Raw genomic sequence first — 26,236 nt, forward strand, 5'->3', positions numbered from 1 at the left:
CGTAGATTGTGCGCCGCTTACTATCCAATTGCTTACCGCTCACATTGAACCGTTCTCTTCTGCTCGCGCTGCTGATCCTTGCCCCTTGTTTGGCGGTCGCCCAGGATGGCAGCACTTCGCGCCCGGCCCCCGGCACGCGCCCGGCCCCCGGCACGCCGCAAACCAAAGGGACCGCTCCGTACCTTCCCCCGTGGAACTTCATGTCCCTTTCCACGGCTGGGTTGGATACGTTCCAGCTTGCCAACCCAACGGCCGATGGTCGCGGGGTCCTGCTGCTGATTTTCGACACCGGGGTGGATATGGGAATCCCAGGATTGCAGAAAACCAGCACCGGCCTGCCAAAGGTGATTGATGCCGTTGATTTCTCCGAATCAAACCTGATCCACTGCGTCCCCGCCACGTTGCAGGGAGACCAGTTGGTGGCCGATAGCCTTCCGCTTCCGCTGCGGCTGCGGGGGGTGGGGCAAATCAACGGAGCGGGAACAAGCGGCGGGGAATGGTTTGTTGGGGTGATGGACGAAGCACGCTACCGCAACGCCTCCGTTCGCGATTTCGATGGCGATGGCGAGTCGGCTTCGCAGTTTGGCGTGGCGTTGCACCGCGGCCCCGATGGCTGGCGCGTGGTGGTGGATACCGATGCCGACTCCAGCCTTGCCGGCGAACAGATGGTGGGCAACTACCGCGACCGCCAGCAATCGTTCACCTTCCGCCAGCGCGACCCCGAGCGGAAAGCCCCGCTCACCTTTGCCGCATCCATTGACACCGCCGCCCGCGCCGTCAGTTTCCATTACGACATGGGGGGCCACGGAACGCACGTTGCCGGAATCACCGCAGGGTTCGGGGTAAGTGGCGAATCTGGATTCAACGGCGTTGCCCCGGGCGCGCAAATCATCTCCTGCAAATTCAGCGGCGATTTCGAGAAGGATAACACCGTCACCGGAAGCATGAAACGGGCCTACCAATACGCCGCCCGCCTTGCCGACAGCCTGCAGAATCTTCACACCCCAGTGGTGGTGAACATGAGCTTCGGCATCGGGTCCGCGTACGAAGGGGAGGCCGATATTGAGCGATTCATTGACGAACTGCTTGCGGACCACCCGAACCTGTACGTTGTGACTTCGGCGGGGAACGAGGGGCCGGGAATATCCACCGTTGGAATCCCCGCATCCTCGCGGCGGATTATCACTGTGGGGGCGATGCTCCCCCGTGGGATTGGCCGCGACAGCTACGGCGCGGCATTGGACCGGGATGTGCTGTGGGACTTCAGTTCGCGCGGGGGTGAGGTGGATAAGCCGGACGTTGTTGCCCCGGGGACGGCAATCAGCACGGTCCCGACGTTCGAGCACGATGCCCGCGCAAGCGGAACCAGCATGGCCAGCCCCTGGACCGCCGGCGTTGTTGCCGTGCTGCTTAGCGCGCTGAAGCAGGAGGACTCACTCTGGACCCCAACGCAGGGGCTGATCCGCCGCGCGATTCGGCAATCGGCGCGCCCGTTGCCGGGGATTTTGCCGGTTGAGCAAGGCGCCGGGGGGATTGATGTTCGCCGTGCGTTGGAGCTGCTTCGCCGCTGGCGCAAAAGCGGGTTCGCTGCCGATGTTCAGGAGTATGTGGTGCGGACCTTCTCCCCAAACTATCCCGATAAATCTGGCCCCGTGGCCTTCTTCCGAACCCCCTTCACCCCTGGCCCGGATTGGCGGCAGACCTTCACCATCACCCGCGACGAGCCGCGCTGGCAAACCCGCGAAACGGATTTCTTCCGCGCCTTCACCCTTCAGCCAAACGTTCCCTGGATGAAGACCATCCAGAAGACCGTCTATCTGCGGAACAGCGGCGTTGCCGAGGTGGATGTTCAGTACGACCGTGAGAAGCTGCGCGAACCAGGAATCTACACCGGGCGGGTGATTGCCCGGCGTGCTTCGGCAAAAGCGAAGGCCCCCGATGAAGATGTTGAGTTCGAGCTGGTCAGCACCATCATCGTCCCCTACACCTTCTCTCCCGACAAAGATTTCACCGTCACCACGCCCCCACAACAGGCCGAGGCGGGGCTGACGCGGCGATTCTACTTTGCCCCCCCCGCCGGGGCGATGGCCATGACCTTCACCCTCAGCACTCCGAAAGGGAGCCGCACTCCGGTGTCCGGGTGGGTGATGGACCACAACGGTTACAACGCCGGGTATTTATCGCGAGCAAAAGGGACCGAGCGGACCGAGGCCTCAACCACCATTGCGGCATCGGCGTTGGGGGATGGGGTGATTGAGGTTGTGATCCAAGCCGACCCGATGGATGGAGCGGGCGAGCCTGTTGAGTTCACCCTATCGGCAAGCTGCCTGATGGTTTCGGCAACGCCGGAAGTGTTTGCCGAAAATGGGAAGCGGTTTGTGCGGCTACAGGTGATGAACACCGGAACCACCCCGATTGAAGGGAGCTTCCAATACACCGTGAAAGGCTACGGGCGGGTCCACCGCCTAACGATGGAAGGGGACCGGCTGGCAATGCCGCTTACGATGCGGAAAGGGGATGGAGCGTTGTGGGTGACACCCCGATTCACCCCCGAGGGCTACATGAAATCCACCGATATCCTTGCGCGCATTGTTGACGGCGAGGGCTACGTCCAGGCCGACGAGGCGTTCAATCGCCCGGCGGAATCGCTCTTTATCCCCAACTTCAACCGCGATGCCGACAGCACCGCATTCAATCTTGAGATTGTTGTTGGCGCGGCAGATTACGAGGACCCGTTGGAGGTCCCGATTGAGGTGCAGGAGCATCACGTCTATCCAACCGAGCCGCGAACATTCAGCGGCGGCGGCGGCCAGCTGATCCCCTACATCCCGATTACCCTGAAGGCGCAGCTGCCAGAATTCCGCCTTCCCGAAGGCTACTACGGCATCGGGGAGATCACCTACAAGCCACGCTCAGGAAACGCCCAATCGGTGACGATGGAGTTTTTGATGGATAGTTGATTGAGAGTTAGAACCACGGCCAGCTGGCATTCCGCCGGTTGTGGCTTCCCCCAATCGCGTGCGCAATTCTCCACCACCGAAGTGTGTTCTGTGGCCATAACATTCATTTCCAAATCGCCATGAAAGAGTACTACCGCGTTATGCTGGGGCAGAAGAGTGTGTTCGCAAAAGAATGCTTGGCGGGAGGGTTTATCGGGACTGATTTCGAGATTGAGCAAGACCTTTCGGGGAAGCTGCCCGAGGAATGGCGAGCGTTCAATCGGGAGTTCATTCCTATTTATCTGGCCGCCCGCCCCGATAAGACAAAGATCAGTGCGGGATTAGCGTGCGGCGCGCTCTGGACCGTCTCGAAAGGGATTCAAGATGGCGACATTGTTCTTTGCCCCGATGGCAGCGGGCGGTATCATGTTGGGGAGGTGGTGGGGGAATACTACTACGCGCCGGGCCAGACACTGCCACATCGCCGCAACGTCCGCTGGATGGATAGGATGATTGCGCGGACTGATATGAGCGAGCAATTGAAGAATTCCGCTGGGTCCGTTGGTACAGTTGTCCATATCAGCCGCATCGGTTATCGCGAGGAGCTTGAGCGGCTGACCGCAGGGGAGAGCGCGCCACAGATCGGTTTTGTAAATGGCGAGCTTGTGGAAGATAAAAGCGCCTTTGCGATGGAGGCTCATCTTGAAGATTTCCTTATCAAAAACTGGTCGCAGACTGAGCTTGGGAAGGAATATGATATCTACCAAGAGGATGGCGAAATCGCAGGCCAGCAGTACCAAACCGATACCGGCCCACTTGATATTCTTGCGGTCAGCAAGGACAAGAAAACCTTGCTGGTTGTGGAACTGAAAAAAGGGCGCGCCAGCGATGCGGTGGTCGGGCAGACGCTTCGGTATATGGGGTACGTGAGCGAGGTGCTGGCCGAAGAAGGCCAAGCGGTGAAAGGGGTGATTATTGCTTTGGAGGATGACCAAAGAATTCGCAGAGCGCTATCCGTCACTCCATCCGTCTCGTTTTACCGGTACGAGATCAGCTTCAAACTGGTGAAGATCTGAGCAAGAGAAACTCTCCGCTGAAATTTTTCAGACCACCCCCCACCACGGAGCCGCAATGACGTTCGGCGAAAGAAGGCGGATGGCGGGGTCGTTGCTGAGAATTATCCCGCGCACGGCGTTGGAATGGCGGTCGCAGAACGTCCGCAGGTGGCGTGCATCGCTGCTCCCGACGGAGGTTGCAGCTTTTATCTCTATCGGGAGCAGCCGGTTCTTCTCTTCCAGCACCAGGTCAACCTCTTGCCCGCTGGCAAGCCGCCAATGGTACCACGCACGGTTCGGCGTGCCCTCCTTCCAGACGGCTGCATCCGCAACAATCAGGTTCTCCAGATGGAATCCCGTTGGCTCGGTTTCCCGCGCCGCAGCAAAGGCCAACCCGGAATCCACCATGTAGAGTTTCGGGGCTTTTATCACTCGGTGGCTGATGTTGGCAAGGTACGGGGGGATCAAATCAATCAGATAGGAATCCTGCAATGCCTGCACCCAGCGGCGAATTGTCCCCACCGGCACTGCAATCTCACTTGACCACCCGTTGGCGTTCAACTCCCTGCCAACCCGTATGGCTGCAACGCGGAAAAAGCTTTCGAAGCGGGCAATTCGCTCAATCGCAACCACCTCCCGAATATCACGCTGGACGAAGGCGGTGATGTAATCGCCCAGCAGGCGCGCACGCTCCTGCTGCAACGCGGCAACCGCACGTGGGAAGCCTCCGGCGGCAACAACTTCGCGCCAATCGTCGGCTTGGTTTGCGGCGGCGCGGCGTTCAATCTCTGCTATCACCCTCGCCTCGTCATCGCCGAACAAAAAACTCCATCCGGGATGTTGCTCGTCGAATCGGAGTTCACTTAGGGTAAGGGGGCGCAGCGTTCGGTAGGCCGTGCGTCCCAGAAGCGAATCCCCAACTTCGCGCCCCATTTTTGGCTGGTTGGAGCCAGTAAGCAGGTATTGGCCCGGGCGGCCATTCCGGTCCACAGCGGCTTTCACGGCCAGCAGCAGATCGGGGACTCGTTGGATTTCATCAATCACTGCTCCGCTCTCTCCTATCTCCGCAAGCAATCCTTCGGGGTCTTCCGTTGCTTGGCGGCGGGTGTTGCGGTCATCAAGGGTGCGGTAGTCCAGCCCGCGCTGGTTGGCAATGTGGCGGCAAAGGGTGCTTTTGCCAACTTGGCGTGCCCCCACCAGCGTAACCACAGGGTACAGGTCAAGATCGGCAAGAAGAGATTGGTGGATAGATCGAGGAAATATCATGGTGTTGTCGGGAAGTAAAGACGTTATATTGGCCGTCGGTAGCCAATATAACGTCTTTGAATTATGAACAACACCTACTCACTGGAAGCCTTGCTTGGTTTCCTTCATCATGCCAGCCAGCGTGGGCTGATGCCAACCGCCACCGCCACCGCGCTTACCGTTGCCGCACGAAGCGTCCTTGACGTTCTGGAGGCCAAGGAGAAAAATGATTTGCGAACAGCAGATCTGGAACGCGCCATCAAGCGGTTCAACGCCAAGCGGGGGAACGATTTCAATCCTGCTTCGCTGAAAGAATATGGGCAGCGCACCCGCCGGGCAGTTGAGCATTTCCTCCGCTGGCAAGAAGACCCTGCGAATTTCTCCGTCAAAACAAGAGTCACCAAAAAGCAGATGAGGGAGCAGGGAGCGGAGCAGAAAGCCAGCGCACTTTTGGATGGTATCCAAGCAAGAAAAAGGGAAGGAGAGCGAACCGGGGGCTACGCCACCAGCGTTCCGATACGCCCGGGCATAGTGGTTGAGCTTTGCAACATCCCCTACGACCTCACCAACGCCGAAGCCGAGCGGCTGGCGCAGTTCGTAAGGATGTTGGTGGTTGAAGGGGAGTAGCCGTGGGGCAATGAACCCGATTGAGAGAACCCACCCCAAAAGAAAAAGCCGCAGACCTTAACGATCTGCGGCTTTCCGTGGGCGATGTAGGACTTGAACCTACGACCTCTTCGATGTGAACGAAGCGCGCTAACCAACTGTGCCAATCGCCCATTGATTGGGGGAGCGCAAACATACGGCGGGGAATGCCCCGTGCGCAAGCGAAGTTTGTGAAAAAATTGTGTGTGCCGGCCGTGCCGATTACAGCCGAATTCTTGACTGCTTCACGATCATGTTGATCTGTTCGCGGATTGGGTCGCTGGGGTCAAGCTCGCGGGCTTCGCGAAGGTAGCGGCGTGCGCCTTCGGTGTTGCGCCCGCGCATATCCAGCTGGGCCATGTACATCAGCGCGGTTGCTTTTTCATCAACCGAGCGGAAGTAGCCGGTATCCAGCGCGGTCTTAAATCCCTGGCGTGCGGCCTTCCAATTTTGCCCTTGCGTCTCCACTATCCCTTGGAAGAAGTAGTAGTAGGTTTTGGAGTAGGGGTTAAGTTTTTCGGGGGCGCGGATTGCGTCAAGCCGTTTGCGTGCGTCGTTCCAGTCCTGGCGTTGCAGTGCGTTGGTTACTTGCAGCAGCTGGTTCATCCGCCACCAGAAATAAAACAGGCCAATTCCAATGGCCAGCACAATTCCCCCCGCAATCCACCACTGGGCCACAAGCATTGCTGCGCCGCCAACTGCCAGAAGGATAATAAGCCCGAGAATAAGTTTTGGAGAGACCATAGAACGATCAGTTCAAAGGGTTATTCAGAGTGGTTTCACAAGCGCGGAGATCGCCTTGAACTCCTTGGCATCGGCACTTTCCAACATATCGAACAGTGCCATCTCAACCGTGGTTGTCTCAACGCTGTGGCGCGTTAGCCGTTGCAGCGCGATTGCATGATTGATTTCCCGACGGGAGGAAACGGCATCGGCCACAACATCAACATCGTGCCCAAAGTTCCGAAGGTCGCGCGCGGTTTGATAGACGCAAACATGGGTTTCCACGCCGCACACCAGCACTTTGGATTTCGCCGCCGCTTCTAACTGGGACATAAACCGCAGGTTCCCTTCTGCCGAAAACGTGAGCTTCTCCACGGGGCGATACCATTCCCCCAACGCTTCGCGCACTTCCGGCACGGTTGCGCCCAATCCTTGCGGATATTGCTCGGTGACAAGGATCGGCAGCCCCAACGCACGGCAGCCTTTCACCAAGCGTGCCACCTCGCGAATGATTTCGGCACCCCGGTGGATTACCGGCATCATTCGTTCCTGAACGTCAACAACAACCAGCAGTGTGTGATCCCGATCCAGCATGATTGCTCCTAATGATGTTTGAACCTTGCCGCTGAACAATGTGGGGCAAAGCTACGCAAAACGCCCCCCGCCGAACCGCCAGTTAGCAGGGCGTTACAAAGGGGGAATTGGACCCTCTCCTAACTGGCAAGGCTCCCCAAAAACTCCACTGCGCGGCGTTCGGACCAGTAGGTGCGCCCCAGCCCCATGAACCCAACGTGCCCCCCCGATTCAGGGACCTCTAGGGAGACGAAGGTGCTGGCCGTTGCCTCGGGGATTGGGAAGCAGGAGCTGCTGAGGAAGGGATCGTTGGCGGCGTTGACAAGCAGTGTGGGAAGCTGAATCTGCGGGATAAACTGGCGGCTGCTGCAACGGCTCCAGTACTCATCGGCATCGCGGAACCCGTGCAGCGGCGCGGTGTAGCGGTCGTCGAATTCGGCGAAGGTCCGCATCTGGCGTAGGCCGTGGTCTTCCAGCTTTCCGGGCATTGCCTTCATCTTCTGGAGGACCTTCTGCCGCAGCGAGTCAATGAAGCGTTTCATGTAGATGCGGTTGGCGGGCTCGGCCAGCCGTGCCGCGCTTCCGGCAAGGTCGCACGGGACCGAGAACGTGGCCGCCCCAACAATCTCCGCAAACGCGTTCTTCCCCTGTTCTCCCAGATATTTCAACGTCACATTCCCTCCCAAGCTGAAGCCGACCAAGCCAATCTGGTGGTAGGATTCGGCGGCCACCACGTGGGCGATAACGGTGTGAAGATCATCGGTTGCCCCGCTGTGGTAGAATCGGAGCTGGCTGTTCAGCTGGCCGCTGCATCCCCGGAAATTCCACGCCAGCGCGTCCCATCCGGCGGCGTTGAAGGCGCGGACCATTCCCAAAACGTACGGGCGGGATGAGTTCCCCTCCAGCCCGTGCTGAACAATCACCAATCGCCGAGCGCCAACTTCGGACCAATCCAAATCAAGGAAGTCATCATCGGGCGTGGCAATGCGCTGGCGGCGGTAGCGCACCCCCGCAACGCGGCGAAGCAATGTCGGAAGAATGGTCTGCAGGTGCCCCTCCGAAAGGAGGAACGGAGGGCGAAAGGTTGATGGAAGAATCGGCATGAAGGATGATGCAAAATCAGAAGGAGACCCACACATACTGGCTTACGCGCAGCACCGATTCTTGGTCATACATGGCGCAATACTCCTTGCGGATGGAGTCAATGGCGTTGCTTTGCGCGGGGGTGTCGTCGTGGATCAGCAGGACCACTTTGGCCATCTCCACTTTGATCTTCCCATCGGCCATTTGGTACTGGCCGTTGGCATCAATCGTTGTCAAGCCTTTGGGGAAGCGCGGGGTGATAAGGCTGTCCACAAATTTGCGCCAGTCACGCAACCCCACCACTCCGTTGTCCCGCTTCCTCATGCCAAAGTAGAGTTCGGTCCGCACCGCTTGCACGCCGTCGAACGGTTTGCCGCCAACCGGCGCAATGGTGGATTCCGATGAACGGCACGCCCCCGCCACGACACAAGCAAGCAGCGCGAACATGGCGACCGGAGAGAATGTTGGTTTCATTGAAATTGACGTTGCGTTGAAGATGAACTGCTCCAAAATTGCTTTTTTGGAAAAACTACCGAATGATGATCGAAAAATTATCTCGTGCAGCTGTGACACTTCCCGTCGCTTGTGAGTTATAACTATATTGCGGCAAGTTACTCACCGAGTAGCAGCCGAATGATTCAAGAAAATGTGAGCCTTGCCTACATGCCGCTCCGCTGGGGAACGGAAGGCTCCAGCCCCCCCAGCATCTGGAAACTTCCAGGTGGGAACGCGAGCGCTATCGCCTAAACTACGGCAAGCGGTGGAAGGATCGCGAACCGCAGCGTGGCGGTGGTTAGCAAACGGACCTCTTGGATGCGTTGAACAGAGAGAACGTCCGCCGAAAGGCGGGCGTTTTTTTATGGAGCGTGTTGGAAATGGCCGGTGGCGGCTATCTTGCCTGCATCAAAGCTACGTTGGGATCAATCGCAGGTGTTTATGCTGGCAAAGACCGTCACCGTCCGCAATCGCGCCGGGATTCATACGCGCCCGGCGGCCACCATCGTGAAGAAGGCATCGCAGTACCGGTGCGAGTTCTTCATCGTGAAAGATGGCTTCCGAATCAACGGCAAAAGCATCATCGGGGTGATGACGCTTGCCGCCGAGCAAGGCTCCGAACTCCAACTTGAGTTCGACGGCCCCGACGAAGCCGCCGCCGCTGCCGACCTTGTTGACTACTTCGAGCGGAGGTTCGACGAGGAGTTCTAACAAGCCCTTCCTGCCGGTTGTACCGAGATTTTTCACGACCCTTCTGCCGTTGCTCCTTCTGCTAACTTTGCGGCGTTGCAACTCTCCAAACATATCGGGACCGCTGCGTGGTCTGCCGCCGATAAAGCCTTGTACGTGCTGATCGGCCTTGCCTTCATTCTGCCGCAGAAGGTGATTGGCGAACACAATTGGGGGGTGGCAACGCTGGCGCAAGCGGGGCTAACCATCATCTACATGCTTTCCGACGGGTTTGCGTTGCAGGCGTTGGTGAATTTTGGGATGACCGAATCGCGCCGCCGCCAAGCCCTTACCGTCTCGGCCTTGCTCCATTGTGGGTTTATCACCCTCTGCACCTCTGCCATTTATTTCGGGCGGGCCTGGTGGGCCGGGTTGCTGAACGAGCCGGACCTGATCCCCACGCTGGAATTGTTCCCCTACGTCGCGCTTGGATTCCTTCTGCGGAACTACTTCCTGAAAGTCTCACAACTCCACATTGATACCCGCGCCACCTTCCTGATTGATGCTGCTTGGATTGGGACCACGGTGCTGCTGGTGCTCCATGGCTGGATGAACGCCTGGATGAACACCGCCCAGGATATGATGCTGATTAGCGCGGTATCCGCCGGGGCTTCCTCGCTGGTGGGGCTGATGCTGTACGCCCGCCATCTCCGGTTTGCCCGCACGATTGACCGCGAGCTGTTTGGCCAGATGATCCGTTTTGGCCGAACCCAGATGCTTTCGGCGGGGACGCTGGCCTTGCAGACCCAGGGGGATTATCTTCTGCTGAAGCTCTTCGTAAGCTCCTCGGTGGTGGGCAACTATGATGCCGCAAAGAAACTGTTCCGCGGGTTCGAGGCCTTGCGCGATGCGGGGTCGCTGTTTGTTTATCCCGCCGTTGCGCGGCTGAAATCGCAGGGGAGGGAAGGGGAGATGGTCCTGCTGGTGGAGAAGATGATCGGCTTTATGACGCTGCTTGCCGTGCCGGTGGCGGTGGCGGTGTGGATTGGTCCAACGCCGCAGCTGTTCGATCTGATCTACCGTGGGAAGTACCAGCAAGCGGCATTCCTTTTCCAGCTGATGTGCCTTGCCGGGCTGGCAATCCCTTTCAGCATGAACATCAACGTGCTGAACGGCCTTAGCCAAGCCCGTGCGCTGCTGCGGGTGATCCTGATGTCGGCCGGGATATTCTTCCTGAGCGGGCTGATTCTGGTCCCACTGCTTGGGGTCCATGGAATGGCGATCACCATTGTGGTAAGCTATGGCGCGTTGGGTTTTTTCAGCACCCGCGCCGTGAAGAAGCACGTTCCCTTCAGCATCCGCGGAGCCTTTGGCCGCTGGCGCGACGCAGTGGAGTTCATCCGGCGGCAATGGAGGAAAAAGGGTGGGGAACTAAACAAATAGCCTTTGGTGAGTAAAGAAAAACGTATATTCTTACTAGTAAGGCCTTAATGGAAAAACTTTTTTACACTGAAACCGCCTGCAAAACCACATATCACGGTCATTATGCTGAAACACGTACTGCTCGCTGGATTGTTTGCCATGCCCATCGCTGGTGTTGCGCAATCGCAAACGTCTGCCCCTGTTGTTGACCCGCAAGGTCGCATGGGGGTGGGGACTCTGCAACCAGACCCCTCTTCAATCCTTGATCTAAGCTCAACACAACGTGGCGCGTTGCTGCCACGATTAACGGATGCTCAACGCAACGGAATTGCAAATCCCGCAAAAGGGTTAGTCTTCTTCGCTCTGGACTCGAATGAATTCCAGTTTAACTTCGGAACGCCCGGTGCACCGTTGTGGATGCCGATTCTTGATTCATCAAACGTAGGTGATTTCGGATGGGCATTGCTTGGGAACACAGGAACAAATCCGGCGGTGAACTACATTGGAACAACGGATGCTCAAGATATGGTGCTCCGTACTAACGCAACCGAACGGATGCGGGTGCTATCGGGGGGGAATGTGGGAATTGGAACCACGACCCCATCCGCAAAGTTTGAAGTTAGCCAGGTCGAGCTTGGTGATGCTGGGCGTTTTGTGGTTAACAATGCAGCCAGCAGCGCCCAAGCTGTGACGGCCACGACCAATGGAACAGGTAACGCTGTGAACGCAACAAGCGGTTCAGGACGTGCGCTGTATGGACAGCGTGGTGCTGGTAGCGGGCTTGCTCTTGGGCAAATTGAAGCGATCCGTGGTGATAACACTAATGGTCCTGGCGTTGCGGGCACATCGAACACTGCAGCTGGTGTTTATGGAGCCAGTACTGCAAGCCACGGTGTTTGGGGTGTTGGCCTAACAACCGGAAATGCTGGGGTGCTAGGGCGCAATGACGTTGTTGGTGGTTATGGTGTATGGGGGCAAAGTGCTGGTGGTGGGACTGGCGTACATGGAACCAGCCAGATTGGAGATGCCAGCCAGTTTGAAATCACCAACGCAGCCAGCACGGGAGATGCCGTCCGCGCAAACCAAGCAGGGTTAGGCCGTGGTGTTTATTCCGTGATTAACAACACATCGAACATTGTTGCGGCAGTGCGTGGCGAAACCAACGGCGGCGGTTACGGCGTGTTTGGGCAAGCCACCGGAAACGGGAATGCAGGGTTCTTCCAAATCAGCAACCCAGCCAGCACCAGCAGCACCGTGAACGTGACAACCAACGGGATTGGACATGGGATTACGGTGCAACTCACCAACGCCAGCAACGGCGCGCGCGGGGTTGATGTGCTGCAAGCGGGCGTTGGACCCGGCGTGTTTGCAACCAGTGCCGGCGGCAATGCGGTGTGGGGCATCACCAGCAGCATCAGTGCCGCTGGCGTGATTGGCGACAACACCTTCGGCGAAGCTGTGGTTGGCCGCAACCGTGGCGGAAACGGCGTTGGCGCAGTGGTTGGCCGCAACGATTCCAGCGGATACGGCGTGCGTGGGTTCAACACCAAAAACGGTATCGGCGTGATAGGCCAAGCGGGCATCAGCGGCGGAACCGGCGTTGGTGGTCGGTTCGAGAACGTCAACGCCGCAAATGGCAGCGACGCTCTTCAAGCCGCCACAAACGGAACTGGTTGGGCGGGTAACTTTACCAACGTCAACAACAGTAGTGCCTCACGCGGTGTTCGCATTGCAACAACCGCAGGCCAGGGGGGGAACGCGTTGACCGTTGCGAACGGTACAGTGGCGTTCTCCTATCAACACCCATACGCTTCTAATACTGTAATTGACGATGCCACGCTTGTTGTCACCACTGCCGGTAACGTTACTATTCCCACAGGCCCACCGATTGTTGATGGCGCGCATGTCTGGGTGGTAAACAATGCTGGTGCTGTTGTCACCGTAACAAATACGACAGCTGGTGCTTTCAACATTAACCCAGGGCGTGCCGTAGAACTTTTGTTCGTTAGCACAGTTAGCGGAGCCAACTGGATTCCGGTACAGCCATAACCACAGAGTAGTGTGAGGAAAACAACAATGAAACAATACCTTGTTATAGCTGGGTTGCTATGCGCAGGAACTGCGCTTACACAAGCACAGACTCCAACTGGTCTTGCGTCTGATACTCCGGTGCCTGCAATGCAAAGTGCGCCCTCGGCCGATGCTGCAAAATCTGGAGCTTTATTGCAGTCAGCTCCGGTTGCTAACCCTTCGGCATTGCCGTCGGCCAGTGCAGCCCCTGTATCAGTTCCGTTAGCCGCACCCCCTTCGGTGGACCTGAAGATGGTCACTCCTTCCGCTATGGAAGTAACGTTAAGCAGCGGTCAGGCTGTGGCTGCACCAGCAGAGGTTCGCACGGAACTGGTTGTGCCGGTCTCAGCGTCCGATCCAAAGTAATTGAGGGAGGCTTTTAGCCGCAAGCCTAAGAACAACAATGCCGGGCAAGCAGCGTTTCCGTTGCTTGCCCGGCATTGTTTTGGCATCTTCAATTAGTTGCAGATAGTTCTTCGCACCTTATCTCACAACCATTGCTTGTAATTTGCTGATAGTTCATAAGGAAACTTGGGAACCTGCTCCAAGCTAATACAGGGAACGCCTTGGATTGACCACAACTCCATCTGATTCCCGACAACCTACTGCCAACCATGCTTCAAGCAATCCAATACCAAAAAACTGGCGAACTGCACGTGAAAGAGCTTCCGGCCCCGGAACTGAAACCGGGGATGATCGTGGTCCGCACCGCTGCCTCGCTGATCTCGGCCGGAACCGAGCGTACCTCGGTGGCAACTGCGCAAGCCTCCATGCTCACCAAAGCCCGCACCCGCCCGGACCTGGTGAAGCAGGCGATGGATATGGTGAAGAAGGAGGGGCTGATGAACACCGTGGAGAAAATTCGCACCCGCTTGGATAGCTACAAAGCGTTGGGCTACTCCGCCGCTGGCGTGGTGGTGGCTTCGGCCTGCGATGAGTTTGCCCCGGGCGACCGTGTGGCCTGCGCCGGTGCCGGCTACGCTTCCCATGCCGAAGTGATTGCCGTCCCGAAAAATCTTGCCGTGAAAATCCCCGATGGAGTCAGCTTCGAGCAAGCGGCGTTCACCACGCTGGGGGCAATCGCGTTGCAGGGGGTTCGGCAGGCGAAAATCTCGCTGGGGGAATCGGTCGCGGTGGTGGGGCTGGGGCTGCTTGGCCAGCTAACGGTGCAGCTGCTGAAGGCTGCCGGATGCCGTGTGATTGGGCTGGACATCAACGAAGGATTGTTCGCCGCCGCACGCCAGTTCGGTGCCGATGCCGTTGCCCACAGCGGTGGCGGCGCGGCCCAGGCAATCGAAAGTTTCACCCGCGGTATTGGTGCCGATGCGGTGATTATCACCGCCGGAACCAACAGCAACGCGCCGATGGAGCTTGCCATTGCTTCGGCGCGGAAAAAAGGGCGTGTGGTGGTGGTGGGCGCGGTCGGGATGGATATCCCACGCGCAGGGTTTTTTGAGAAGGAGTTGGAGATCACCATCTCCTGCAGCTACGGCCCGGGGCGCTACGACCCCACCTACGAAGAAGAAGGGCACGATTACCCCGTTGCCTTTGCACGCTGGACCGAAGGGCGCAACCTGCAGGCGATTCTGGACCTGATGGCCTCCGGAAGCCTGAACGTGAACCCGATGATCACCCACCGCTTCCCCATTGCCGAGGCGGGGAAGGCGTACGACATCATCACCGGAAAAACGCCGGAGCCACATATCGGGATCATCCTGCACTACCCCGAGCGGAAGGAATCGCTGGTGCGGACGGTGCAGGTGCACCCGGCCAAACCGGCGGCGGGGGCGTTGGGGGTGGCGTACATCGGCGCGGGAAATTTTGCCCAAAGCTACCTGATCCCCCCAACCCAAAAAGCGGGCGCACGGATGCTTGCGGTGGCCACCTCCACCGCGGTGAACGCCCGCTCCGTTGCCGAGAAATTCGGGTTCCAGCAAGCCACCACCGATGTTGACGCGGTGCTGGCCAATCCAGAGGTTGGCGCGGTCTTTATCGCCACCCGCCACGACACCCACGGCGATTACGTTGCGCGCGCCTTGCAAGCGGGGAAGCAAGTGTTTGTGGAGAAGCCGCTGGCGATCAATCGGGAGGAGCTTGGGAAGATTCGTGAGCTTGCCGAGGCGGGGAACGATCGGGTGATGGTGGGCTTCAACCGCCGTTTCAGCAAGCCGCTGGCCGATATGCGGAAGGTGTTCGCCAACTGTGGCGAGCCGCTAACGATGATCTACCGCGTGAACGCTGGGTTCATCAAGCCGGACCATTGGATCCAAGCCCCGGCGCAAGGGGGAAGGATCATTGGCGAGGGATGCCACTTCATTGACACGATGGAGTTTATGACCGGCGGAGCGCGCCCGGTTAGCGTCTATGCGGCGGCAATCGGAAGCAGCAACGCCCAGGTCCGCAATGCCGACAACGTCTCGCTCACCATCCGCTTCAGCGATGGCTCCATCGGGACGTTGCTCTATCTTGCCAACGGCGATCCATCGGTTCCGAAAGAATACTTCGAGGTGTTCGGCGCGGGGATGACGGCGATCATGCAAAACTTCTCCACCGTTGCAACCTCACGCGGGCGGAAAACCACAGTGGCCAAATACAACGGCGACAAGGGGCACAACGAGGAGGTTGCGCAAACGCTTGCGGCAATGAAATCGGGGGGGCCAATGCCGATTGGTTTCCAAAGCCTGCACAGCACCACGCTGGCCACCATCGCCGCGTTGGAATCGTTGGCAACGGGGGAAGTGGTGATGATCGAGGGGTGAGATAGGGAGTAAGATAGAAGAGTGAGATCGCGAAAGAGAAAGATGAAATAGAGAGATGAAAAAGTAGAGATGGAGCGAGAGCGGAGGCCGGGATCGCCACGCAGCACGCAACAACAAGAAGCCCAAGCGCCGGAATGATCGGCACTTGGGCTTTGCTTTATTCAGCAATGATTTCATCAACCATTGGGCCGCTTACAGGCGTATTCTTCCCAGGACCCGCACCGGCACGAACTGGTTGCTAATAACGCCATCCGAGCCAAGCCCGTAGCCAGCCTCAACCGCCACGCCAAGTTCCTGGTTGATGCGGTACTCCACCCCAACAGCCCCGGCGACGTACTCATTCGTCACCGATGCTTCCGGGGCATACATTGCCATTCCTTCGGCCATGCCGTTCATGCTGTAGGTGGCTTTATTGCGCGACATCTCCGTAAGCCCCGCATCAACCAAGGCGTACAGGCGATAGTGGGCCAGTTCGTAGAGTTCGCCGCGCAAGGCCATGCCGAACGAGAAGAAGGCTTTCTGGCCGCCATCAACGCAGCGGACCAAGCGATCCTTAAACGACAAGGCTTTGCCGGTGTGGGGGAACTCCATGTAGCTGAAAAACAATCCCGCCGAAAGCCACGTGTTCACCTTGCCCAGCACCGAGCCGTTCAACGAGAACCCGGTGACGTAGAATCCGCTGAACTTCAGCGGCGCAACCGGCGTGACCACGCCACACCCCAGCGAAGCGTGCCAATCGTTTGTTTCCGTGTCCTGCGCCCAGGCCAGCGAAGTGTTCGTAGCGAGAAGAGCAACCGTCAGAAGTGCAGACAAAAGCAATCGGTTCATATCCAACCCCTCCGAAAAAAGTGAAGTGTATGGGACGTTGTAGTAACCTTTGGGTGCTGTCGTGAGTCATTGTTTGCAATTGTACAGCAACCAATGTGCCAAGCCGATAACCCTCGGAAGGGGGGATTGTTCCCTTGGCCAACGGTGTCCCTTCCTTCTCTCCAAAAGATTCTTCCTGGGCGGTGCTGCGATGCTGAAAAAATGTTAGGTTTCCGCCCCTCGGTTTGGAACTCTATCCCATACTGTCAACTCTTCATGTCCAACGGCTTTTCCCTGCATCCATCTTCTTCCGGCCTTCAAGCAAGTGCTGGGCTACGGGTGTTTGGTCCCGCCGCACCGATCATTCCTACCGAGGGGGGCGGGGAGGTTCTTCACGCAGTGGGAAGAAGACGCAGCACACCACCGCAGGCTGGTGGGGCCGTTGGCTTCGTTCAACGATTCTGCTGCGGGCTGCTGTTGCTGCTGGTTGGCATTGCGATTCCGGCGGCAAGCCAAACCAACACCGCCTCCAGCGGCAGCCGTTTTTTTGTGACGCTGCCGGCGATGTACCCCGCCAACAACCATTACTTGCGCGCCAGCATCGTTTCGGTTGGGCAATGCACCGTGACGGTCCTGCAAACCGAGACGGGGCAATCGGAGACGCGGACGATGATGCCGGGGGAGGTGTGGGATTACCTGATCTCCCGCACCAGAATCATGCTCCCTCCGGGCGAGGTGAAATCAAGGAAAACGTTGCAGATCACCAGCGACGGGCTTATCACCGTCAACGTTACCAGCGATGGCGATTTTGTCACCGATAACGCCATGGCCTTCCCCATTTACGATTACGGCCATGAGTATTACACGCTCTCGGTGCCAAGTTCCACCAACCTGGGGGGCGTGTTTGCGGTGATTGCTTCGGAGGATAACACCGAGGTTCGTATCACCCCTTCGCTGGTTACTGCCAACGGCAATCTACCATCGTTCACCTACGCCGTAACGCTCAACCGTGGCGAGGCCTACCAGGTGACCCCGAAAGATTTGGAAGGAACCGACATCACCGGCTCGCGGATCACCAGCGACAAACCAGTGGTGGTATTCTCCGGCCACGCTGGGGCGTTTCTGCCAGAAGGGATCGGCGGGGCGCAAAACTCCATGATCGAGCAGATGCTTCCGGTAGCGGATTGGGGGCGCCGTTTCTACGCCCGCCCGCTTCCCGGGCAAACCCGTGGCTTCTACAAAGTGGTTGCCGCGCAGGCGGGGACGGTGGTTCGCCGAAACGGGCTGCCGATTGCCACACTTGGGGCGGGCCAGACCCACACGTTTATGTTTGAGGAGCCGGTGATTATCGAGGGGAGCTTGCCGATTATGGCCGCGCAGTTCACCACGCATTTCACTGCCGACTCCGCCCAGCCCAACAGCGATCCTTCCATGATGCTGCTGAACTCGGTGGACCTGTTCAGCACCAACTACCAATGGATGACCCCGTACCTGCTTCCCCGCTATTTCTTGCGGGCGAATCCCAAAGGGGGCCCCGATCCCGACACCGTGTTCGTTCCGTTTGCCCACTACCTGATGGTGACGGCTCCAAAAATTGGGCGCACCAGCGTGCGGCTGGATGGAAATCCGATTGACTTCGACGGCTACGGGCTTCCGCATGGCGATGGGAAGAATGTGACGGCCATTGTGAAGATTCAGCCAGGGGTTCACCAAGTCAGTTCCACGGTCCCGGTCAACGCGCAGGCATTTGGCTACAGCCATTACGATGCCTACTCCAGCCCCGCCGGCACGTTAGTCCGCGACGCGCTTCGGGCCGATGAACTGACGGCCCGCACCTGCAACGATTACTTCGACACCATCATCCAGCTGCGGAACATTGGCGGGCGGGAGTTGGAGGTGACAAAAGGGGAGTTTAGCGGCATCACGGGGGAGGTGATAACGCCAGGAATCTACCCCTTCTTTATGACGAAATTCTCCAACCGTTGGATGCGGCTGCGGATACCCCTCCCGAACTACGGACCCTACGACGGCACGCTGACGCTGACCACGAAAACCAGCGCAGGCCGCCCTTTGGAAATCCCGATTCACATTGACCGCGACAGCATGGGGGCCGAGCTTGCCATGGCTTCGCTATCATTCCCGACAGTGGACGCGGCGGGGATCCCAAAAACCGAGCAGGTGATGCTGGTCAACACCGGAACCGGACCGGTTACCGTAACCAAGTCGGAGTTCACCAGCGCGTTCACGCTGGCGGACCCCGCGCTTCCGGCCACAGTGGAGCCGGGGGATACGCTTTGGCTGACGATCCGGTTTGCCCCGGGAAGCTCGGGGATGTACAAAGGGGTTGGAACCTTCCATGTTGGGCCTTGCCTTGCGCCGCTAACGCTTGAGTTGCGCGGCGAGCGGCTGCGGGGGGCGCGCATCGAGGCGTACGCCGGGGATATTCCGCCGTTGGTCTGCCCAACCCCAACGGTGCAGCCTTTCACGCTCAGCATCCGCAACACCGGGCAGGAGACGTTGCGGGTGGATAGCGTGCAGATTCAGGGGGCGTATGCTGGCGATTTTACGCTGGTCAACCCTTTTGCGCCGGCCACAATTCTTGCCGATTCCACGCTGCTTGTGCCGATGGAGTTCGCTCCAACCGGGGTTGGCGAGCGTTCGGCAACGGCGCGGATTTACAGCACCGCCCCCGGCAGCCCGGTGCTTGCGATCCCATTATCGGCGCGGAAAGATTCCGTGGGGATTGCTGTGTCGGATCAATGGCTAAACTTGGGAACCTTAAGCGGCTGCGACCCGCCAAGCTCCCGAATGCTGACGTTGTTTTGTGCCGGGACGCTGCCAGTTCAGTTCGATTCAGCAACGGTTTCTGGTGGCAATTTTACGCTGTCGGCGATCAGTGTGCCGGGGATTGCCGTGGGGGAATCAGCCAGCATCACCGTGACGTTCCAGCCAACGGGACCCGGGGTGCATTGGGATACGCTGCGGATCTATTCGGGGCCGTGCGGTGTGGTGAAAACAATTCCGCTGCGGGGCGAGCAACAAAGCGCGGGGATCGGCTTCAGCCGCGACACGGTGGATTTTGGCACCATCGCCGAATGCCAAGCCCTTGCCACCACCACGTTCCGCATCGTCAACACCGGGGCAACCCACGACACGATTGTTGGATTGACGCTGAACGGAGCCGCGTTTGCGATGGGGGCGTTGCCGGCACGGTTGGTGTTGGCCCCCGGGGAAAGAAGTCAACCCATAACCCTCACGTTCCAGCCTGGCGGCGTTGGGGAATTTGTTGGAAGCATTGACTTGCGTGCCGAGCCGTGCGGTTTGTCGCGGACCCTGTATCTGCGTGGTTCGGTGCTCCCCCAAGCCCTTACTGCCACAAACGATGTGAGCATCGGGCGGGTGCGGAAGGATTCGTTGGCGGTGGGAACCACGCTGCTGCGCAACAGCGGTGGGGTTCCGATGGTTGTTCGCTCCATCACCTTCTCCCCTGCGGTTCCTGGCTTGCGCATTGCCAGCCCCACGCTTCCGATTCGATTGGAGGCCGGGGCCGAAGCTGCGGTGCGGGTCGAATATCTATCCTCCGCTCCGGCAAGTTTTGTGGCAAGCGCGATTGCCGTTGCCGACTCCCCGTGCGTCGTTGCCGACACTTTTATGGTGATGGGGGAATGGCGGCGTGACCTTTCGCTTCAGTTATCGCTCAGTTTACCAGACACCACGGCGCGGGTGGGCGATTGGCGGGTGTTGCCGCTTCGCTACTCCGCTTCGGTGCCTTCCGATGGAGTGGTGACGGTGCAGGGTGAGCTTCGCTGGGATGCGGGGATCTTCTTCCCGAAATCGTTGACCACGCCACTTCCCGGAACCTTGACGGCACGGTTGGATTCGGTGAGCGGAGGGGAGCGGGTTGTGATGTTTACCTATTCTGGCTTGTTATTGCAAGCAGGGGTGCTTGCGGAGCTTACTGGGCGGGCACTGCTGGGAAGCAGCGAGCAGACACCGTTGCAGATTACCAACGTAAAGGCAACCCTTACCCTGCCTGCCACTGGCGATAGCGTTCGTGGCGGGGTTGGCACAACGGATGGTTCGCTAACGATTATTGATTTCTGCGGGAATCTTGGGAACCGGCTGCTGGAGTTTTCGCCGTTGTTCCGCATTGCCGGCGTTGCTCCAAATCCGGCAAGCCAAGCAATCAATCTGGAACTTACGGTCCCCAACGACGGGCGCGTTGTGGTTTCGCTGATAGGCTTGGTCGGCAATCAGGTTGTGCACCTGTTCGATGGGGACCTTCCGGCGGGCCAGCAACAAGTGGAATTGCCGATTGGAGATGCCGCCACCGGAACCTACTACTTGCGGGTGCGTGCCGGCGGCCAGGAACGAATCGCACGGCTGATGATCCTGCGCTGATCGTTCGCTCTCAACGACATTTGTAACAAGCCAACCCGCTCGGCAGGTTGTAACCTTCGGGCGGGTTATTGGTTCTGCTTTGTAACCTGCCTTCAAATTGCTCCCTCTTCTGGATTCCTCTTCTCCATGTATCTTTGCGACCAAACGATAGCAATACCAACGTACAGCCAACGATGACTCGACAGCATCTTCTTACCCCTCTCATCCTTTTGCTTCTGGCGGCGGTGCTTCCAAGCAATATGGCAGGGCAAACGCCGACGGGGAAGGAATATCTGGTGGTGCTTCCGCCGTTTCTTCATCATACCGAGGCCCAAAAGAACATCGCCTCCTACAGCGTAGAGGTGATGTGCTCCCGCAAGACCACGCTGAATATACGTTGGGGCACCACGAGCTACTTCCCCAACGGGTTGACAGTGAATGCGGGCGATCGGCAAGTTTTTAAGCCGAATTTCCCGCTCCCTCCGCTGTCGGCGTTTATGCAACCTACCAACCAGTTGATCAATAATTCGATCAACAACTCGGTGCTGGTCATCACCAGCGACCAACCGATCACCGTGCAGGTAACGTTCGACACGTTGAACCGGCTGGAAACCTACGCGGTGATGCCGGTTGTGGCCTACGACACCGTCTTCACCGTCAGCACCTACGCCGGCTACAGCCAGTATGCGGACCGCGGAGGCTTCACGATTGTTGCTTCGCAGGATAACACCCAAGTCACCGTCACCCCACGGGTGGACACGTGGCGGCCCGATCTTGGCGCGCCCAACCACCCGGCGGGCGTTCCCTACACCTTCACCCTGAATAAATATCAGGCAATCAGCTTCCGCACGCAGTCGAATCAGGAGGGGTATCTTTCCGATCAAACGGGGTCCACGATTAAATCGAACAAACCGATTGGCGTGATTGGCTATGGGCGGACCAACACCCCTTCGGCCAAACTTCCCCCGCCCAATCCTCCGGTCCCTCCCGATCAGCCCGTCCCCTTCCCGGAAGTGAATTGGTACGGCAAACCGGTGATGGAGGCCCAGCTGAGCGATAACCAAGCGGGAACCTTGTTCTATTCCGCTCCGTTTGCACGCCAGGACACATCGCTGGTGCGGATTGTTGCCACCAAAGATGGGACCACAATTGACACCAACGGCGTGCGGCTGCAAAAGCCAGGAAGCACCACCGACACCGTTCTGAACCGTGGCGCATGGGTGGATTTACGGATGCGGGAACCGATGAAAATCGAAACGTCGCTGCCGGTGATCGCCACCCAATTGGGGTACAGCGGTGAGGCCTGCAAGAACGACACACTCTACGGAAATGGCAACCCGCCGGACCCCGACACGATGGACATCCCCTACGGCGCGCCGATGATGACGCAGCTCCTTCCGGTGAACCGCTACGCCCGCGCTGTGCAATGGATTAGCCCCGACCCACCAGGCCGCCCAACCATGCCATACCGCCCAGTCGGAAATCATGTGTGGGAGCATTATGCCCTGGTGACTGTCCCGGTTGGAGTGAAAGACTCGGTGCTGCTGGATGGAAATAAAATTCATCCCGCCATCTTCAATAAACCAAGCAGCGATGGTAAGTATGTTTCCGGTATCCTCAAACTGATACCCCGGCAGCATGTGGTGGAGGCGGAAGAGCCGCTAAGCGTGATTGCCTACGGGTTCGAGTGGGACGATGCCTACGGCCATAACGCGGGCGAAGCCCTCCGTTCACGCGCCAAGTTTGGCATTGACTCACTCTACATCATCAGCTGCCAGAACGAGACCGACACCACAATCTCGGTGGAGAATTTTGGGAACAACCCGTTCCTGATTGATAGCATCAAGGCCACCGGATTTGGCATCGAGGTGCTGAAGCCAAACCCAACCCCGTTCAACTACTTGCCGGGGCTGAAAAACCAGATTGTGCTTGTGGTGAAAACCCCCACGCCGGGGGTCTATACCGGAAAACTCACGATCTACACCGATGCCAACAACAAGAAGGTGTGGGAGATACCGGTGACGGCAATCCGCGACAGCGCAAAGCTGCGGGTGCCGGGAAGCACCCTCGATTTGGGGGTGCTGAAATCCACCGAGGCCACCCGCGACACCTGCGTGATTGTCCAGAACGAGGGGATGCGCCCGCTGACCGTGAGCGCAATTACGTTCAATGGCCCGGGCTTCCAGGTGATGGATCCAACGCAGTTCCCGGTAACAATCCAGCCCGGCAAAGCCGACACCATCTGCGTCCGCTTCACGCCAAGCAGCGACGGCCTTACCGAACGCACCATGCGGATTGTTGGCAGCCCATGCCTTACTCCCATTGATATCACCGTTCGCGGGTTCAAGGGGGCCGGGGCCTCGCTAAGCGTTAGCCGGTCCATGGAGTACTCCAGCTACCTCTGTAGCGGGCCGGACTATGTTGATTCGGTGATCGTGCTGAAAAGCGTGGGGGATGAACCGGTGGAGATTAAAACCGCCAGCATCAGCGGAACCCACGCCGGTGATTACACCATCACGGGGGCCTCGCCGGCCGGGCAGACGATTCCGCCCGGGGGAAGCCTTTCGTTCACCGTCCGCTTTGCTCCGCAAGGAATCGGGGCGCGTGTGGCCCAGGTGGACCTGACGACAACCGCCGTCAATGCGCCAACGTTGGCGATTGACCTTCGTGCACGGAAGGACACCACAACGCTGACCCCGTCGGTTGCGTCGCTTCCGTTCCCGCGGGTTCTGGCTTGCGACGACACCGTCCGGCTTCCCATCACCTTCAGCAACGACGGCAGCGTCCCCGACACCATCACCTCCATTGATTTCGGCAGCGCAACCGCTTACGGAGTGGATGATCCATTGCCGATCATCATCTATCCTGGCATTCCCAAAACAGTCACCGTTCGGTTCGCGCCCGCTGCCGATGGGAGCTTCCCCGCAACCTTAACTGCGGTTGGGGCCCCATGCAACCTGCGGGCAACGGTAAGCCTTAGCGGCGAGCGGATTTCGCCATCGCTGGCAACCTCCGCCGCAACGGTCAATTTTGGCACCGTCTATCTGTGCGATGGCGACACCACCGCCCAGGTGACGATTACCAACAACGGCCAAGTTGCCGACACCATCAACCGCGCCTTCTTCACGGGGAACCCGGCGTTCTTCATGCAGGAGAACTACCCGATTGTGTTGGACCCCGGGGCAAGCCGCACCTTCACGATGACCTTTACTCCATCGGCCCAGGGGATCTTCAACGGCGAGCTGAACATCGAGTGGGGGCCATGCGGACGCACCACCACCGTGAACGTGGTGGGCCAGGGGGTCCAGCCCTCAACCCAGCTAAGCGCGACCGGGGTTGACTTTGGGCAGGTAAACATCAAAACCACGGGGACCGGAACAATCCGGCTGCGGAACACCGGAACGGTGGGGCGAACGGTGGGGGCGATTGATCTTGGAGGATTAGGGGAGGTGACGATCACCAAGCCAGCGCAGTTCCCGGCAACAATCCCTGCTGGAGGTGAGCTGGAGATTGAGTTCACCTACGCGCCGCAAGCCAAAGGGAAGCTAACGGGAACCGCCACGATTACCGTGGATGCGCCATGCGGCCAGCAGCTAAGCCTTGCGATTGCTGGGGAAGCGGTGGGTGAGGATATCGTGATTGCGCAGTTGACGGTGGGGGCGCAGAACAACGTGATTGGAAGGGTGAACGAGAACGTTCAGATTCCGCTTTCTATCACCGGATCGGACAACCTAACGGCTGCGGCAATCAACACGATGCGGGTCTATCTCCATTATCGCTACACGCTGCTGGCTCCGCTGCGTTCTTTCTCGCAGCTTCCTGGCATGACCGCAACAATCGCCGACAGCCGCATTGTTGGGGACCAGCGGGTAATGGCCATTGACCTGAGCGGCGGAACGTTCCCAGCCACTGGTGAGATTGCGCGCTTGGAGTGCCTGGCACTGCTTGGCGATACCTCCTCCACCATCATCACCATTGACTCGGTGACGGTGACAACGCCGCCAAACCGCCAGGTGACGGTCAACCGGCAGAATGGCAGCTTCCTTACCGACGGCATCTGCCGGATAGATGGAGATCGCTACGTGTTGCTGGATGAAGGGGCCTCGCTGAAGGCACTCTATCCCAACCCGTTCAGCAGCAGCGCCACCATTGAGTTCGGCCTTGACCAAGCGGGAAGCGTCCAGCTTGTTGTCACCGATCTTCGCGGCGTGCCTATCAGGACGTTGGTTAGCAGCCAGCTTCCGGCTGGCGATTACTCCGTCCTGTTCCAGGCGAATAGCCTTCCGGCCGGGCTGTATTTCTGCGAGCTTCACTACGGCCAAACCGTGCTTCGCCAGCCATTGGTGCTGGTCAAATAAAAACCGGATTGCGGGGCAAAAAAACAGCATCAGCTGCATGTTCGCCCCGCGCTGCCGGCCATTCTGCGCCGTGGCATGGTTGCCAACGGACCTCACACACATAAACAGCAACTTTCACAAGGTCTTCCGACTTTTTTCAGCGATATGCACGAACGTTACATCACATACATCAATCGGTGCGGGGCGTTATTCGCGCTGATGCTTCTTTGCGCGGTTGCCGCCGTGGCCCAACCGCAAGGCGCGCGCGAATCACTTCCGGTTCCCTTGCTGCAGTTTGGCGGGTATGGCGGGGTGGTAATCGGGAGCAGCTCGGGTTCGTTTGCAAGTCTTCCCGGCATCAACAATTGCAAAGGGGATACCGTGCTGTTCGATGGCGGTTCGGGGAATGGATTTATGGTGGCGGGGATGGTGGCGATGCGCCCAGCCCTTCTTCAAGGGGATGCCGTTTCCCATATCAGCTGGCAGGCGCGGGTTGGGTTCGCATCGGCCAGCACCACCTTCGAGGCCAGCGAACTTATCGGCCCGGCAATGAACCCAATGGGGATGGTGCTGCCAGTAACCAGCAAGTACGTGGTGGAAACCAGCCTTTCCGAGCTTCGGGTGGAGCCATCGGCCACCTACCAGATTAGCCGCTCGACACCGTTGGTTTTTGCTGTGGGGGCGCGGCTTGGGTTCTTGATGGGGAAAACATTCACCCACCACGAAGAGGTCGCCTCGCCAACCGGAGCGCGCTACGGCGACGGAACAACCGAACGGAACAACAGCAGCGGCGACCTTCAGGAAACCAGCAGCTTCCAAGCCGGGGTGACTGCGGGCATCGGGTTCGATATCAATCTCTCCAACAGCATTGCGCTCCGCCCGGAAGCGGGCACCATGCTTGGCTTCACCTCCCCCGTTTCGGGCATTGACTGGAGCCAAACCGAACTGCGCTTTGGGCTTTCCCTGATGTACACCACCGAGCCGCCAAAGGGAACTCCGTTGGGGGATTGAGGTCCGGCAATAAAAAAACAGCA

16 protein-coding genes and 1 tRNA gene are annotated in these 26,236 nt (G+C 58.6%); 10 read left to right on the forward strand and 7 right to left on the reverse strand.

Annotation, left to right across the window (positions count from 1 at the left end; translation table 11 throughout):
• The first annotated feature begins 44 nt into the window (after positions 1–44).
• Both IPM61_09595 and IPM61_09600 read left to right on the forward strand, forming a co-directional pair.
• Positions 45–2,960 (forward strand): S8 family serine peptidase, encoded by a 2,916-nt coding sequence (locus IPM61_09595; GenBank protein MBK8911567.1) that lies wholly within the window; start codon positions 45–47, stop codon positions 2,958–2,960.
• 119 nt (positions 2,961–3,079) lie between these two features.
• Positions 3,080–4,015, forward strand: a complete 936-nt coding sequence (locus IPM61_09600) for a DUF91 domain-containing protein (GenBank protein ID MBK8911568.1) — start codon at positions 3,080–3,082, stop codon at positions 4,013–4,015.
• Positions 4,016–4,042: 27 nt separating this feature from the next.
• Here the strand turns inward: IPM61_09600 and IPM61_09605 are convergent, their stop codons facing one another.
• Positions 4,043–5,260 (reverse strand): ATP-binding protein, encoded by a 1,218-nt coding sequence (locus tag IPM61_09605; GenBank protein ID MBK8911569.1) that lies wholly within the window; start codon positions 5,258–5,260, stop codon positions 4,043–4,045.
• Between the two features lie 63 nt (positions 5,261–5,323).
• On the opposite strand from IPM61_09605, the gene IPM61_09610 reads away from it, so the two are divergent.
• Positions 5,324–5,866: a hypothetical protein gene (locus IPM61_09610; GenBank protein MBK8911570.1), complete on the forward strand. Its 543-nt coding sequence runs from the start codon at positions 5,324–5,326 to the stop codon at positions 5,864–5,866.
• Between the two features lie 78 nt (positions 5,867–5,944).
• On the opposite strand, the gene IPM61_09615 is transcribed toward IPM61_09610, so the two are convergent.
• The 5 genes from IPM61_09615 to IPM61_09635 all read right to left on the reverse strand — a co-directional run bounded on the left by IPM61_09615 (position 5,945) and on the right by IPM61_09635 (position 8,737).
• A tRNA-Val gene (locus tag IPM61_09615) sits at positions 5,945–6,018 on the reverse strand.
• An 88-nt stretch (positions 6,019–6,106) separates the two neighbouring features.
• A complete protein-coding gene (locus IPM61_09620) occupies positions 6,107–6,628 on the reverse strand; it encodes a hypothetical protein (protein ID MBK8911571.1) in 522 nt (173 codons plus the stop codon).
• Positions 6,629–6,652: 24 nt separating this feature from the next.
• The gene (locus tag IPM61_09625) at positions 6,653–7,201 is read right to left on the reverse strand and encodes an isochorismatase family protein (protein ID MBK8911572.1); all 549 of its coding nucleotides are present in this window, start codon (positions 7,199–7,201) and stop codon (positions 6,653–6,655) included.
• Positions 7,202–7,320: 119 nt separating this feature from the next.
• Entirely contained in the window at positions 7,321–8,283 is a 963-nt protein-coding gene (locus IPM61_09630; protein ID MBK8911573.1) for an alpha/beta fold hydrolase, read from the reverse strand.
• Between the two features lie 16 nt (positions 8,284–8,299).
• On the reverse strand, positions 8,300–8,737 hold the full coding sequence (locus IPM61_09635; protein MBK8911574.1) for a DUF3574 domain-containing protein: 438 nt from the start codon (positions 8,735–8,737) through the stop codon (positions 8,300–8,302).
• A 462-nt stretch (positions 8,738–9,199) separates the two neighbouring features.
• On the opposite strand from IPM61_09635, the gene IPM61_09640 reads away from it, so the two are divergent.
• The 4 genes from IPM61_09640 to IPM61_09655 all read left to right on the forward strand — a co-directional run bounded on the left by IPM61_09640 (position 9,200) and on the right by IPM61_09655 (position 15,678).
• Positions 9,200–9,469, forward strand: coding sequence for an HPr family phosphocarrier protein (locus IPM61_09640; GenBank protein ID MBK8911575.1), 270 nt, complete (start codon positions 9,200–9,202; stop codon positions 9,467–9,469).
• A gap of 75 nt (positions 9,470–9,544) precedes the next feature.
• Positions 9,545–10,870 (forward strand): lipopolysaccharide biosynthesis protein, encoded by a 1,326-nt coding sequence (locus IPM61_09645; GenBank protein MBK8911576.1) that lies wholly within the window; start codon positions 9,545–9,547, stop codon positions 10,868–10,870.
• A 102-nt stretch (positions 10,871–10,972) separates the two neighbouring features.
• Complete coding sequence (locus tag IPM61_09650; protein MBK8911577.1) at positions 10,973–12,898, forward strand: hypothetical protein; 1,926 nt, start codon at positions 10,973–10,975, stop codon at positions 12,896–12,898.
• A gap of 635 nt (positions 12,899–13,533) precedes the next feature.
• Positions 13,534–15,678: a bi-domain-containing oxidoreductase gene (locus IPM61_09655; protein MBK8911578.1), complete on the forward strand. Its 2,145-nt coding sequence runs from the start codon at positions 13,534–13,536 to the stop codon at positions 15,676–15,678.
• Between the two features lie 192 nt (positions 15,679–15,870).
• Here IPM61_09655 and IPM61_09660 read toward each other — a convergent pair whose 3' ends face one another.
• Positions 15,871–16,506: an outer membrane beta-barrel protein gene (locus tag IPM61_09660; GenBank protein MBK8911579.1), complete on the reverse strand. Its 636-nt coding sequence runs from the start codon at positions 16,504–16,506 to the stop codon at positions 15,871–15,873.
• A 255-nt stretch (positions 16,507–16,761) separates the two neighbouring features.
• Between IPM61_09660 and IPM61_09665 the strand changes: the two genes are divergently transcribed.
• The 3 genes from IPM61_09665 (at position 16,762) to IPM61_09675 (ending at position 26,213) form a co-directional block, all read left to right on the forward strand.
• Positions 16,762–20,886 carry a choice-of-anchor D domain-containing protein gene (locus tag IPM61_09665; protein MBK8911580.1) on the forward strand — a complete coding sequence of 1,375 codons (4,125 nt, stop codon included), beginning with the start codon at positions 16,762–16,764 and terminating at the stop codon, positions 20,884–20,886.
• A 173-nt stretch (positions 20,887–21,059) separates the two neighbouring features.
• Positions 21,060–25,223, forward strand: a complete 4,164-nt coding sequence (locus tag IPM61_09670; GenBank protein ID MBK8911581.1) for a choice-of-anchor D domain-containing protein — start codon at positions 21,060–21,062, stop codon at positions 25,221–25,223.
• A gap of 144 nt (positions 25,224–25,367) precedes the next feature.
• On the forward strand, positions 25,368–26,213 hold the full coding sequence (locus IPM61_09675; protein MBK8911582.1) for an outer membrane beta-barrel protein: 846 nt from the start codon (positions 25,368–25,370) through the stop codon (positions 26,211–26,213).
• Positions 26,214–26,236 lie beyond the last annotated feature (23 nt).

This window comes from Chlorobiota bacterium (assembly GCA_016710285.1).
In the GTDB taxonomy this organism is placed as follows: Bacteria; Bacteroidota; Ignavibacteria; order OLB7; family OLB7; genus OLB7.